The organism is Streptomyces sp. NPDC058758, assembly GCF_042746075.1.
In the GTDB taxonomy this organism is placed as follows: Bacteria; Actinomycetota; Actinomycetes; order Streptomycetales; family Streptomycetaceae; genus Streptomyces.
Genome location: NZ_JBHYPS010000034.1, coordinates 58930 through 71498 on the forward strand (window position 1 = coordinate 58930; position 12569 = coordinate 71498).

Annotated in this window: 11 protein-coding genes; 2 read left to right on the forward strand and 9 right to left on the reverse strand. The window is 75.7% G+C overall.

All coding sequences use genetic code 11. The features are described from left to right. Nucleotides 1–62 precede the first annotated feature (62 nt). The 6 genes from cseC to ACFW6A_RS30385 all read right to left on the reverse strand — a co-directional run bounded on the left by cseC (nt 63) and on the right by ACFW6A_RS30385 (nt 5481). Nucleotides 63–1379 (reverse strand): two-component system sensor histidine kinase CseC, encoded by a 1317-nt coding sequence (gene cseC / locus ACFW6A_RS30360; protein ID WP_351851636.1) that lies wholly within the window; start codon nt 1377–1379, stop codon nt 63–65. 3 nt (nt 1380–1382) lie between these two features. Continuing rightward, a complete protein-coding gene (cseB, locus tag ACFW6A_RS30365; protein WP_351851634.1) occupies nt 1383–2093 on the reverse strand; it encodes a two-component system response regulator CseB in 711 nt (236 codons plus the stop codon). Nucleotides 2094–2255: 162 nt separating this feature from the next. Then, nucleotides 2256–3062, reverse strand: a complete 807-nt coding sequence (locus ACFW6A_RS30370) for a hypothetical protein (RefSeq protein WP_351851632.1) — start codon at nt 3060–3062, stop codon at nt 2256–2258. Further along, complete coding sequence (locus tag ACFW6A_RS30375) at nt 3050–3646, reverse strand: SigE family RNA polymerase sigma factor (protein WP_351851630.1); 597 nt, start codon at nt 3644–3646, stop codon at nt 3050–3052. Before ACFW6A_RS30375 ends, ACFW6A_RS30370 begins: the two co-directional genes overlap by 13 nt. A gap of 164 nt (nt 3647–3810) precedes the next feature. Beyond that, nucleotides 3811–4770, reverse strand: coding sequence for an A/G-specific adenine glycosylase (locus ACFW6A_RS30380; protein WP_351851627.1), 960 nt, complete (start codon nt 4768–4770; stop codon nt 3811–3813). A gap of 33 nt (nt 4771–4803) precedes the next feature. Next, nucleotides 4804–5481: a phosphatase PAP2 family protein gene (locus tag ACFW6A_RS30385; RefSeq protein ID WP_351851625.1), complete on the reverse strand. Its 678-nt coding sequence runs from the start codon at nt 5479–5481 to the stop codon at nt 4804–4806. 225 nt (nt 5482–5706) lie between these two features. Here ACFW6A_RS30385 and ACFW6A_RS30390 point away from each other — a divergent pair, with 225 nt between their 5' ends. After that, a complete protein-coding gene (locus ACFW6A_RS30390; protein WP_351851623.1) occupies nt 5707–6594 on the forward strand; it encodes a hypothetical protein in 888 nt (295 codons plus the stop codon). A 75-nt stretch (nt 6595–6669) separates the two neighbouring features. Here the strand turns inward: ACFW6A_RS30390 and disA are convergent, their stop codons facing one another. Together disA and radA are read right to left on the reverse strand one after the other, a co-directional pair. Continuing rightward, nucleotides 6670–7794, reverse strand: coding sequence for a DNA integrity scanning diadenylate cyclase DisA (gene disA / locus ACFW6A_RS30395; protein WP_200429347.1), 1125 nt, complete (start codon nt 7792–7794; stop codon nt 6670–6672). A 197-nt stretch (nt 7795–7991) separates the two neighbouring features. Next, nucleotides 7992–9398 carry a DNA repair protein RadA gene (radA, locus tag ACFW6A_RS30400; protein ID WP_351851620.1) on the reverse strand — a complete coding sequence of 469 codons (1407 nt, stop codon included), beginning with the start codon at nt 9396–9398 and terminating at the stop codon, nt 7992–7994. Nucleotides 9399–9748: 350 nt separating this feature from the next. On the opposite strand from radA, the gene ACFW6A_RS30405 reads away from it, so the two are divergent. Beyond that, nucleotides 9749–11578: a hypothetical protein gene (locus tag ACFW6A_RS30405; protein WP_351851618.1), complete on the forward strand. Its 1830-nt coding sequence runs from the start codon at nt 9749–9751 to the stop codon at nt 11576–11578. Between the two features lie 142 nt (nt 11579–11720). On the opposite strand, the gene ACFW6A_RS30410 is transcribed toward ACFW6A_RS30405, so the two are convergent. Then, nucleotides 11721–12527, reverse strand: a complete 807-nt coding sequence (locus ACFW6A_RS30410) for a hypothetical protein (RefSeq protein WP_386479816.1) — start codon at nt 12525–12527, stop codon at nt 11721–11723. Between the last annotated feature and the right edge of the window lie 42 nt (nt 12528–12569).

A 12569-nucleotide genomic window follows, 5' to 3' on the forward strand; every position in this document is an offset into this window, starting at 1 on the left:
CGGCACACGCGCGCGTGGGGCCCGGTTCCCCGGAACCGGGCCCCACGCGCGTGCCCCCGGGACTACTCCGGCAGCCGCAGGATCGGGAAGCTCCCCGTGTTCGTCGGCGCGTGGTCCGGCAGCCACAGCACCGCGACCGCCCCGCCGACCCCCTCCGGCGCGGCCTCCGAGGCCACGTTCCGGAAGGTCAGCCGGGCCCCCAGGACCCGCGCCTGGCCGGCCGCGATCGTCAGGCCCAGCCCGTGGCCCTGGCCGGCGCGGTCGCTCGTGCCCGTACGGAAGCGGCTCGGGCCCTCGCGCAGCAGCGCCTCCGGGAAGCCGGGCCCGTGGTCCCGCACCCGGACCACCCGGCCCTCGACGGTGACCTCCACCGGGCCCTTGCCGTGCTTCGCCGCGTTGGCCAGCAGGTTGCCGAGGATCCGCTCCAGCCGGCGCGGGTCGGTCGACACCCAGGACTCGTGCACCACCCGGACCTCCGCCTCCGGGAACACCGAGCGCACCCGCCGCTCCACGAACTCGCCGAGCGCGATCTCCTGGAGCTCCGCCCGCTCCGAGGCCCCGTCCAGCCGGGCCACCTCCAGCACGTCCTCGACCAGCGTCCGCATCGCCTGCGCCCGGTCCCGCACCAGCTCGGTCGGACGGCCCGGCGGCAGCAGCTCGGCCGCCGTGAGCAGCCCGGTCACCGGGGTCCGCAGCTCGTGGGCGATGTCGGCGGTGACCCGCCGCTCGGCCTCGATCCGCTCGTTCAGCGCGTCGGTGAGCGAGTCGATCGCCCACGCCAGGTCGTCGGTCTCGTCCCGTACGACTCCGCCGACGGCGTCCCGCACCCGGACGTCGCCGTTGCCCTGGGCGACCCGGCCGGCCGCCGCCGCGGCCTTCCGCAGCCGCCGGGACAGCTGCCCGCCGACGAGGATGCCGAGCGCGCAGCCGCCGAAGACCACCGAGACCGAGCCGATGACCAGCGCCCGGTCGAGGTCCTTCATGATCGTGGCGCTGCGGTCGGCGAAGGGGATGTGCAGCGAGAGCACGTCGCCGTTGGCCAGCGGCACCGCCGCCCACACGTCCGGCGGGCCGCCGTGCCGGTGCTCCTGCACGTACGTGCCCCGCCGCTGGTCGCGCATCAGCTGGTCGAGCTGGTCGGGCAGCGCCGGGTCGTTGATCTTGGCGCCGAAGCGCGGCTCCTTCGGCTTGGAGGTCTCGTACAGGCGCTGGGCGAAGAGCAGCCGCTCCATCTGGACCTCGCGCGCGTTGTCGAGCATCGAGATGCGCGCGGCGTTGTGCACGACCACGCTGAGCGTGACCGCGATCAGCGCGCCGACCGCCGCGATGGCCAGGGCGATCTTCCAGCGGACGCCGGTGCGGAGCGGGAGCGCTCTCACCGATCAGCCCCTGAGCTTGTAGCCGAAGCCGCGGACCGTCTCGATCCGGTCCTGGCCGATCTTGGCCCGCAGCCGCTGCACGTGCACGTCGACGACACGGGTGTCGCCGCCCCAGCCGTAGTCCCAGACCCGCTCCAGGAGCTTGTCGCGGGAGAGCACGGTGTTCGGCGCGGACGAGAACTCCAGGAGCAGCCGCATCTCGGTCGGCGTCAGCGCCACCGGCTCGCCGCCCCGGCGCACCTCCATGCCCTCGGTGTCGACCACCAGGTCGCCGTCGCCGAAGACGAGCGGCCCGCCGTCCCCGGCCCGCTCCTCGTCCTCCGCACCCGCGCCGTTGCCGGCCGCGTGGCCGAAGCGGCGCAGCACGGCCCGGATGCGGGCCATGAGGACGGAGCCGTCGAAGGGCTTGGTCACGTAGTCGTCTGCCCCCGCCTCCAGGCCGAGGACGACGTCGATGGAGTCGGCGCGGGCCGACAGCATGATCACCGGGACGGTCGACTCGTCGCGGATGCGGCGGCAGAGGCTGACCCCGTCCATGCCCGGCAGCATCACGTCGAGCAGCGCGATGTCCGGCCGGTGCGCGCGGAAGGCGTCGAGGCCGGAGAGCCCGTCGGGCATCGCGGTGACGCGGAAGCCGTCCCGCTCCAGGGCGAGCTGGGTGGCCTCACGGATGACGTCGTCGTCCTCGACGAACAGGACATGGGTCTCGGCCATCGTGCGGTCCTTCGGTGGTGGGTGGCTCGGGCGGGGCGGGGCGGGGCGGGGCGGGGGCGGACGGGGGACGGGGGACGGGAGACGGGTGATGCCGGCGGGAGCGGCGGGCCGCGGCCGGCGGCCCCGCCCGCCGAGGCCGCCGGGCGGCCCCGCCCGATGGTCTCAGCCGGTGGCGGACGCGCTCGGAGCCGGCTCCGGCACTCCGGCGGTGCCGTCGCCCTCGCCGACGGCGCGGCTGAAGTCGTTGTGCACCCAGTCGTGCTGGGTGAACCTGTTCCCCGACCAGCGGTACGTGAGGACGTCCTCGCCCGACGGGTAGGCGACCGGGTCGCCCTCCGCGTACACCTGCTTCGTCACGATCAGGTCGCCTCGGTCGATCGTGCCGTAGACCGCCGCGTCCTCGGCCATGAAGACGTTCTCGTAGCCGTCCGCCGTGGCGGTGCCGGGGGAGGCGCTCCCCCCGGACTGCTTGCGGTACACGTACGTGCCGATGCCGACCGCGTCGCCGCAGGTCATCACGTTGACGACCACGTCCGGCGCGGTGCCGCCGGTGAGGTTGCCGTACGAGGTGTCCACCGGGTACGCGTCGGCCACGCAGGGCTTGAGGTCGTCCTTCATCCGGGCGCCGATCTTCGGGTCGCCCTTGAGGAGCGCGACCGGGTCCACCCGCGCGGGCTCCTTCGCGTAGCCCCGGCCGGCGGCCGTGGCGGACGGGGTGGGGGCGGCGGCCGCCGTCGCGTCGGCGCGCGCCGCGCCCTCGTCGCGGGAACCCGTGCCACCGGTGGAGCACGCGGCCGCGAACAGGCCGAGGGCGGCGAGTCCGGCCATCGCCGTGACACCCGCCGCCTTGGGGCCGACCGCCCGGGCCGTCCCGCCACGGGCCCGGCCCCCGCCTCCGACACCGCCGGACGCGTCGCCGGAGCCGCCGCCGGCTCTGCCGTCGTCGACGTCGTCGTCTAGGCCGCGCACCGCTCGCGCCCTCCCTCGTCACCTCGCACGGCCGCCGCAGCCGACCGCTGTCCTCCGGTCCGCTCCCCGGGCCGCCCCAGGGCGAGGGCGTCCAGATCGCGGTTCTCCAGCTCCTGGCGGAGCCGGGCGAGCGCGCGGTGGAGCGTCGACTTCACCGTACCCGTCGACATGCCCAGCGCCGCCGCCGTCTCCTCCGTGCTCATCTGCTCCCAGTGCCGCAGCACCACGACGCTGCGCTGCTTGGGCGCCAGCACCTTCAGGACGTCCATCAGCAGGGCGCGGTCGGCGTGCTGCTCGGTGGGGTCCTCCACGCTCGCGTCCGGAAGCTGCTCGGTGGGCACCTCCTCCAGACGGCGCGCCCGCCACCACTCCGTCCGCGTGTTGATCATGACGCGGCGCAGGTAGGCGTCGGCCAGCGACTTGTCCGCGATGCCGTCCCAGCGGCCGTACGTACGGACCAGCGCCGTCTGCAGCAGATCCTGCGCGTCGACCGGGTCCGGGACGAGCCGGCGGGCGCTGCGCAGCAGCGCGTCCTGCCGCGTGCGGACGTACTCCTCGAAGTCGAGCACCTCGCCCTGGCTCATCCCGGCTGCCTCCACAATCCCCGTGACCTGCTTGTTCTCCGTGTCGACGACGACGCTACGGAGCGGTTGTCACGGGGCTGTGCGGGGCAGCCGTCGGTGGACGCACGGCTGCCCATCGGTTGTGTAACAGCGGCCGGGGCGCGGGTGCGGGCGGCCCGGGCGGCTCAGGTCAGCGGCAGCCGGTACCGTCCGCCGTCCAGGGGCTCCACCAGACCGTCCGAGACCAGGCCGTCCAGGGCCCGGCCGCGCTGGACCGGCTCGTCCCAGACGGCGTCGAGCGCGGACTGGGGGACCGGCCCGGGGGAGTCGCGGAGCACCGCGAGGAGCCGGCCGCGGACCTGGCGGTCGGTGCCGGCGTAGGTCTGGCCGCGGCGCGGCGGCCCGTCGTGGGCGGGCTTGCCGGCGCCCAGCCAGGCGCAGCGGTCGGCGAGGGGGCAGCGCCCGCAGTCCTCGTTCTTCGCCGTGCAGACCAGGGCGCCCAGCTCCATGGAGGCGGCGGCCCAGCGGGCCGCGGTGCCCTCGTCGTCGGGGAGCAGGGCGCGGGCGAGGCGCCGCTCGGCGGCGGTGGTGGCGTTCGGCGGGTACTGGACGCCGGTCGCCGCGCGGGCGAGGACCCGGCGCACGTTGGTGTCGAGGACCGCGTGCCGCTGTCCGTAGGCGAAGGAGGCCACGGCGGCGGCGGTGTACTCGCCGATGCCGGGCAGGGCGAGGAGCTGCCCGTGGTCGCTCGGCACGTCACCGTTGTGCCGGTCCCTTATCGCCACGGCCGCCGCGTGCAGCCGCAGGGCCCGGCGCGGGTAGCCGAGCCGGCCCCAGGCGCGGACGGCCTCGCCGGGCGGCTCGGCGGCCAGGTCGGCCGGGCGCGGCCAGCGCGCCAGCCACTGCTCGTACACGGGGAGCACCCGGACGACGGGCGTCTGCTGGAGCATGAACTCGCTGACCATGACGCCCCAGGCGCCGGCCTCGGGGCGGCGCCAGGGCAGGTCGCGGGCGTTCCGGTCGAACCAGGCGAGGACCGGCCGGTGCAGCTCGGCCGGGTCGACGGGGGCCGGGGACGGGCCCGGTCCCGGCCGAGCCGTACCGAGGGAGGAGGACAGGGAGGCGGGGGCATCGATGGAAGTCATGGCACCCCCGATCCTGGCACGTCCGGGGAGTGATCAGTACGCGCCGTGGCGGGCCCGCGAGCGGCGCTCGGGGCGCGCGGAGGCGTGGGCCGGGGTCGCGGGCCCCCGCCCCGCGCACCAGACGACCGCCGCGCTCCGGCTGGACCGGGCCGTCTCCACCAGCGAGGTCACCGGCCGGCGGGCGGCGCGCATGACGAGGAAGGCGACCAGGCCGCCGAGGAGCAGGCCCGCCGTCACGTCGTGCGGGTAGTGGACGCCGACGAAGACGCGGGAGAAGGCCATGAGGATCGCCATCGGCACGGTCAGCCAGACGATCCCGCGCCAGGAGAGGGCGAGCGCGACGGCGGCGGCCCCGGCGATGGCGGAGTGGTTGCTGGGGAAGGACCAGTCGCCGTAGGCGGGGCAGTCGACGAGCGCGGCGGGGGCCCCGGCGACGGCCCGGCACGGGCGTTCCTCGTCGATCAGCGACTTCAGGCCCTCGCTCACCACGTAACCGAAGGCGGTGGCGAGCGGGGCGAGCAGCGCGAGCGTCATCGCCTGGCTCGATCCGGTCCGCGAGCGCCACCACCCGGCCAGGAACAGCGCGCCGAAGAGCAGCAGTCCGAGCTCCGTCCAGACTTCGGCGAGCAACTGGAACCAGTGCGGTGTGGAGTGCGCGAAGTCGAGGACGTCGAGGTAGAGGCGGTCGGAGAGGTCGAGGAGGTTGTCCATGGTGCATGACGCTAACCGGAATCCGGAGTGCTGCGCCCCGGGCCAAGGAAGGATCCGACCCCTGACGAAAGTGGGGGTCGAAGGGGAAGCGCACAAAAGAGGGGCGATTTCCGGCCGCCGCGAGGAGAGTTCCCGCTCCCCGAGGATGTGATCATCGGCAAAACTTGGGCTCTGGAGCGGCGGGTGGGGCGGGAGTTGGGCGGGATCTCTCGTAAGGTTCGGGGCGTGGGATCTTTGCGCAATCCGGTCGGGCCGCTTCCCTCCACCATCTACTGGCGACGGAGGGCGGTCGCGCTGTGTCTGATCGCACTTCTCGCCCTGCTCACGCTGTGGGCCGTCACTTCCGGTGACGGCGGCGGGAAGAAGGCGAACGACGCCGCCAACGGCTCCTCCCCCGCGCCTTCCATTACCCCCGGCCCCGGCGGGACCGGACCGGCCATCAGCCAACAGCCGGGCGGACGCGACGAGTCGGGCGAATCCGGCGACGCGGGGGATTCCGGCGCGGAGGACGGATCGGGCAGCGGATCGGGCGGCGGCCCGGGTTCGGGTTCCGCCGACGGCTCGTCCGGTACGGACGCGGGCGCGGGTTCCGCGGACGGCGCCGGCCCGGCCGGATCCGGTACGGCGGGCAAGAACGGCGACACCGACGGCGCGGGCGGCGACGGCGGGGCCGGCACCGGCGCGGGGCAGCGCGTCCCGGCCGGCTCCCCGCTCCCGAACTGCCCCGCGAACTCCCTGGAGTTGACGCTCCGCAGCGTCAAGCTCACCTACGAGCCCGGCGAGCGGCCCCGCTTCCAGCTGGTCCTCAAGAACACCTCGGGCGCCGACTGCAAGGCCGACCTCGGTCCGCGCGCCGCCGTGCTGAAGATCAGCAACCCGCAGAGCGACCGGCTGTGGTCCTCCGACGACTGCCCGAGCCCCGCCGACCCGGTCCTCCTGAAGGTCCCCGCCGGCACCACGATCACCCACACCGTGGAATGGGACCTCCGGCGCAGCGCCCCGCAGTGCGCCACCGCCCCCGCGGGCGAGGCCGGGCCGGGCAACTACCTGGCCGAGGCCACCGTGGCGGGCGGCAAGACGGTCGCGACGCCGTTCAGCCTCGCCAAGGACTGACGCCCGGGGGACCGGCGCGCCGGGGACGGCCCGGGGCGGTGGGGGCCGCCGGGCCCGGCCGGGCCGCCCCGACCGTCAGACGTACCGCTCCAGGATCGACGACTCCGCCAGCCGCGACAGGCCCTCGCGGACGCTGCGCGCCCGCGCCTCGCCGACGCCGTCCACGGTCTGGAGGTCGTCCACGCTCGCCGCGAGCAGCTTCTGCAGCCCGCCGAAGTGCTCGACCAGGCGCTCGATGATCGCGCCGGGGAGACGCGGCACCTTGGCGAGGAGCCGGTAGCCGCGGGGCGAGACCGCCGAGTCGAGGGTCTCGGGGGAGCCGCTGTAGCCCAGGGCCCGCGCGACGACGGGCAGTTCGAGCAGCTCGGTGTGGGTGAGCGCGTCCAGCTCCGTCAGCGCCTCCGCGACCGTGCGGGAACGCTTCGCCGTCGGCTCCGGCACGTAGTCCCGGACCACCAGCTCGCGCTCCGGCTCCACGCCCGCGATCAGCTCGTCGAGCTGGAGCGAGAGCAGCCGGCCGTCGGTGCCGAGCTCGACCACGTACTCAGCGATCTCGGTGGCGATCCGGCGGACCATCTCCAGGCGCTGCGCGACCGCGGTGACGTCGCGGACGGTCACCAGGTCCTCGATCTCCAGCGCGGAGAGCGTGCCGGCCACCTCGTCGAGGCGGAGCTTGTACCGCTCCAGGGTCGCGAGCGCCTGGTTGGCCCGGGACAGGATGGCGGCCGACTCCTCCAGGACCCGCCGCTCGCCGTTCACGTACAGCGCGATCAGGCGCATCGACTGGGAGACGGAGACGACGGGGAAGTTGCACTGCTTGGAGACCCGGTCCGCGGTGCGGTGGCGGGTGCCGGTCTCCTCGGTGGGGATGGAGGCGTCCGGGACCAGCTGCACACCGGCCCGGTGGATCTTGGAGATGTCCTTGTCGAGGACGATCGCCCCGTCGAGCTTGCACAGCTCGCGCAGGCGGGTCGCGGCGAACTCGACGTCGATCACGAAGCCGCCGGTGCACATCGAGTCGACCGTCTTGTCCATGCCGAGCACGATCAGGCCACCGGTGTTGCCGCGGAGGATCCGCTCCAGGCCGTCGCGCAGCGCGGTGCCGGGCGCGACCGCGCTCAGCGCCGCGCGCATCAGCGCTTCGTTGCCGGAGCCCGCGCCGGACTTTCCAGGAGCTGCTGCCCCGTCCTTGGCTGCCACTGCACTCCTCCGGCTCGTACGGATGGGCGAGACCAGGGCAAAGTCTAGCGACACCACCCCGCGGCCCTGGGCCGCACGCCGGTCCGGGGTGCTCCGGACGGGCCCCCGCCGGGGCGGCCCGGTCGCGATCCGCCCTACCCGCCGGACCGTGCCCCTACCCCTCCGGACCTCCACCGGAGTGCCCGGCCGCCCCTCCGTCAGCCCCCCGGCTCCTCCTGGCGCCGGGACGGGCGGCGGCCGGAGGGCAGGACGCGCAGGGCGTCGCCCATGTCCGCGACCTCCGTCACCTTCATGCCCGGCGGCACCTTCCCCGGGTCCCCGGGGACCAGCGCGTGGGTGAAGCCCAGGCGGTGCGCCTCGGCGAGCCGGCGCTGCACGCCGGTGACCCGCCGCACCTCGCCCGCGAGGCCGACCTCGCCGATCGCGACCAGGTTCTTCGGCAGCGGGGTGTCGCTCGCGGCGGACGCCAGGGCGAGCGCGATGGCCAGGTCGGCGGCGGGCTCGGAGAGCTTCACCCCGCCCACGGTGGCGCTGTAGATGTCCCGCTTGCCCAGCGCGCTGATCCGGCCGCGCTGCTCCAGCACCGCCAGCATCATCGAGACCCGGGAGGTCTCCAGGCCGGAGGTGGTCCGGCGCGGGGACGGGATCTGGGAGTCCACGGTCAGCGCCTGCACCTCGGCGACCAGCGGCCGGCGGCCCTCCAGGGTCACCGTGAGGCAGGTGCCCGGCACGGCCACGTCCCGGCGGGTCAGGAACAGCCCGGACGGGTCGGCGAGCCCGGTGATCCCCTCGTCGTGCAGCTCGAAGCAGCCGACCTCGTCCGTCGCCCCGTACCGGTTCTTCACGCCCCGGACCAGGCGCAGGCGCGCGTGCCGGTCGCCCTCGAAGTGCAGGACGACGTCCACCAGGTGCTCCAGGAGCCGGGGGCCGGCGATCGCCCCGTCCTTCGTCACGTGGCCGACGAGCAGCGTGGACATCCCGCGCTCCTTGGAGGCCCGGATCAGCGCGCCCGCGACCTCGCGGACCTGCGCCATGCCGCCGGGGGCGCCGTCGATCTCCGGCGAGGCGACGGTCTGCACCGAGTCCAGGATCAGCAGCGAGGGCTTGACCTCGTCCAGATGGCCGAGGACCGCCGACAGGTCCGTCTCCGCCGCCAGGTACAGGTGGTCGCTGAGCGCGTTGATCCGGTCGGCGCGGAGCCGGACCTGGCTCGCGGACTCCTCGCCCGTCACGTACAGCGTGCGGTGCGCGTCGCTGGCCGCCTTCGCCGCCACGTCCAGGAGCAGCGTCGACTTGCCGACGCCGGGCTCGCCGGCGAGCAGCACGACCGCGCCGGGCACCAGCCCGCCGCCGAGCACCCGGTCCAGCTCGTCGACGCCGGTGGAGCGGGCGGTCGCCTGCCGGCCGTCGACCTGGCCGATGGGGAGCGCGGCCGTGGAGACCCGGCCGGCGGCGGTGGTCCTGACGGCGGGCGCGCCGTACTCCTCGACCGTCCCCCACGCCTGGCACTCGGGGCAGCGGCCGAGCCATTTGGCCGTCTGCCAGCCGCATTCGGTGCAGCGGTAGGACGGACGGTCCTTGGCGGATTTCGTACGGGCAGCCATGCCCCCACGGTAGTCGCCACCACCGACAGCGAACCCCCGCCCGCCCCCGCCTGTGGACGGAGGGGCCGCGCCTGTGGACGAAGGGGCCACGGTCGGCGGTACGGGGGCTGCGCCCGGCCGGACGGAGGGGCCACGGCCGGACGGTACGGAGGACCGAGCCCGCCGGGGACGGAGGGCCGCATCCGGGCGGACGGAGAGGCCGTGCGCGGCGGGAAGGCCCGTCGCCGGTGCCGTGGCACGGCAGCGGAGCGCCCCGTTCCTGTCCCCTTTCGAGTGACGGCTTCACCCGTAAGGCTGAGAACGGCGGATCCGGTATGAAGAGTGCCCCCGCGCGCGCCTACGGTCGCCCAGTGACGAGCAGCAGGCTGGACTCCTCCCGCACCCCGGGCGCCCACCGGGCGCGCCGCGGCCCGCAGCAGGGACCGCGCACGCTCGGCCAGCGGCCCCCCGCCCGCTACGAGGCCGTCCTCGACGGGCTCTTCACGTACTGCCTCTCCGTCCTCTGCGACCACGACACGGCCACCACCGTCCTCGGCGACGTCCTCGCCGTCGCCGAACGCCACCACGGCCGCTGCCCCTCCGACGACGAGGGCCGCACCGCCTGGCTGTACGCGCTGGCCCGCTGGGCGTGCCTGCGCAGCCTCGGCGAGCAGCGCCGCAGGCGCCAGGGCGCCCACACCGGCCGCCCCGCCGTCACCCCGCCCGGGCCGCCCCCGGTCTCCGCCGAGACCGCCGAGCGCCGCCGCGCCGAACTCGCCACCCTCGCCTGGCCCGAGGCCGCCGGCACCACGCCCGAGCAGCGCGAGGCCCTCGAACTGGCCGTCCGGCACGGTCTGAGCCCGCGCCAGGTCGCCGCCGTCCTCGCCCTCGACCCGCAGGCCGCCCGCGAACTCCTCGCCACCGCCGGCTGCGAGGTCGAGCGCACCCGGGCCGCGCTCGCCGTCGTCTCCACCGGCAGCTGCCCCACCGTCGCCCGGCTGCTCACCGGGGACCGGCAGGTGATCCTCTCGGCCGCCCTGCGCGCCGAACTCGTCCGGCACGTGGACGACTGCCCGGCCTGCCGCCGCGCCGCCGAGCGGGTCGGCGCCGCCGCGCCCTGGCCGGGCGGCGGGCCGCGCCCCGTCCAGGACCGCCTGGCGCTCGTCGAGGCGCCCCGGGCCGCCGCCTACATGGCGATGCTGCACGTCCCGCGCGCGCGTGCGGGCGCCCCCCGCTTCGCCCCGACCGGCTTCCCGATCGACCCGAAGGACCTCGTCGCCCGCCGCGACCGGATGCGGGCCCGCGCGGTCACCACCACCGTGGTCGCCGCCGTCGTCGCCGCCCCGGTGCTCGCCCTGTGGACCTCGTACCGGGGCGTCCCGGCGGGCGCGGAGGCGGGGCGGGACGGCTCCCGCGTCAGCGTCGGCGAGAGCGAGGGGGCGCAGGGCGCGGACGGCCTCCCCCAGGACCGGTACGAGAACGCCGGCAGCGCCCGGGCGACCCCCGACCCCGCGCAGGGGAGCCACGCCCCCGACGTCTCCGTCGAGGTCGTCACGCCCGCCCGGTCCGCAGGCCCCGCCGCCCCCGCCCGGCCCGGCGAACCGGCCCCCGGCTGGATCGGCGTCACCGCGCGCTGCGTCGGCGGCGTCACCCTGATCACCCTCGCCGGGCAGGGCGGCGCCCCGGTCGACTGGTCGCTGTGGACGGACGCGCCCTGGCTGTACGTGACCCGGTCCTCCGGCACCCTGGCCCCGGGCGAGACCGTCACCGTCGCCGTCCGCGTGGACCGCGCCGGGGAACCGCGCGGGCCCTGGAGCGCCCGGATCGGGGTGGACCCCACGGGGGCGGTGCTGAGGATCAGCGGCCGGAGGCCCGTCACCCCGATCGACGACCGGGTGATCCCGCCCCCGCCGGCCACCACGGAGCCGACGACCCCGCCGACCGCGCCGCCGCCCACCGGCGGGCCGGCCGAACCGTGGCCGACCGGTCCCGCGGAGCCCACCGCACCGACGACGCCCCCGCCGGCGACGGAGCCGCCCACCACCCCGCCGCCGACCACGGAACCCACGACCCCGCCCCCGACGACCGAACCGACGGACCCGCCGACCACCGACCCGCCCCCGACCACGGACCCGGGCACCACGGAGCCCACGACGCCCCCGCCGACGACGGACGAACCGCCCCCGGCGCCCTCCTCCTGAGACCCCGGGGGCCACCCGGAGACCTCCGGACCACCCGGAGACTTCCGGACCACCCGGAGACTCCCGGACCACCCGGAGACTCCCGGACCACCCGGGGCCCCGGGGGCTTCGAGGTCTCCCGGCCTCCTCCTCCCAGGAGGAGCTACGCCTTCGGGTCCGCCGGGTGCGGTGCCACCATCGGCAGCGTCGAGGCCAGCCGCGCCTCGCAGAGCCCGACCAGCACGTCGTACGCGTCCTTGCCCATCATCTCGGTCAGCTCGGGCCGGTACGAGACGTAGACCGGCTCCCCGCCGCCGTGCGCCGAGGTCGCCGAGGTGCACCACCAGTGCAGGTCGTGACCGCCCGGACCCCAGCCCCGGCGGTCGTACTCCCCGATGGACACCTGGAGCACGCGCGTGTCGTCGGGACGGTCGATCCAGTCGTACGTCCGGCGCACCGGCAGCTGCCAGCACACGTCCGGCTTCGTCTCCAGCGGCTCCCGGCCCTCCTTCAGGGCCAGGATGTGCAGCGAGCAGCCGGCGCCGCCCGCGAAGCCCGGCCGGTTCTGGAAGATGCAGGAGCCCTTCCAGCGGCGGGTCTGCCGGTCGCCGTCCTCGTCGACCTGGGTCCAGCCCGTCTCGCTGCCGACGTCGTGGAACTGCCACAGCTCCGGCGTCAGCCTCGCCACGTGCTCCGCGACCCGCTTCTCGTCGTCCTCGTCGGAGAAGTGCGCGCCCAGCGTGCAGCAGCCGTCCGCCGCCCGGCCCGCCTGGATGCCCTGGCAGCCGCTGCCGAAGACACAGGTCCAGCGCGAGGTCAGCCAGGTCAGGTCGCAGCGGAAGACCTGCTCCTCGTCGGCCGGGTCCGCGAACTCCACCCACGCGCGCGGGAAGTCGAGCCCCTGCTCGTCCGGCTCCTCGCCCTTGCGCCGCTTGCGCACGCCCTTGACGGGCGGCTTCACGTCCCGCACGTCCCGCGCGTACTTCACGTCCCGCACGTCGTGCGCGGCCTC

What these genes read in the sequence shown, in the direction of transcription:
- ACFW6A_RS30380 (WP_351851627.1), bottom strand. Translation starts at nt 4,770, where the DNA reads ATGACTTCCATCGATGCCCCCGCCTCCCTGTCCTCCTCCCTCGGTACG.
- ACFW6A_RS30375 (WP_351851630.1), bottom strand. Translation starts at nt 3,646, where the DNA reads ATGAGCCAGGGCGAGGTGCTCGACTTCGAGGAGTACGTCCGCACGCGG.
- ACFW6A_RS30385 (WP_351851625.1), bottom strand. Translation starts at nt 5,481, where the DNA reads ATGGACAACCTCCTCGACCTCTCCGACCGCCTCTACCTCGACGTCCTC.
- cseB (WP_351851634.1), bottom strand. Translation starts at nt 2,093, where the DNA reads ATGGCCGAGACCCATGTCCTGTTCGTCGAGGACGACGACGTCATCCGT.
- radA (WP_351851620.1), bottom strand. Translation starts at nt 9,398, where the DNA reads ATGGCTGCCCGTACGAAATCCGCCAAGGACCGTCCGTCCTACCGCTGC.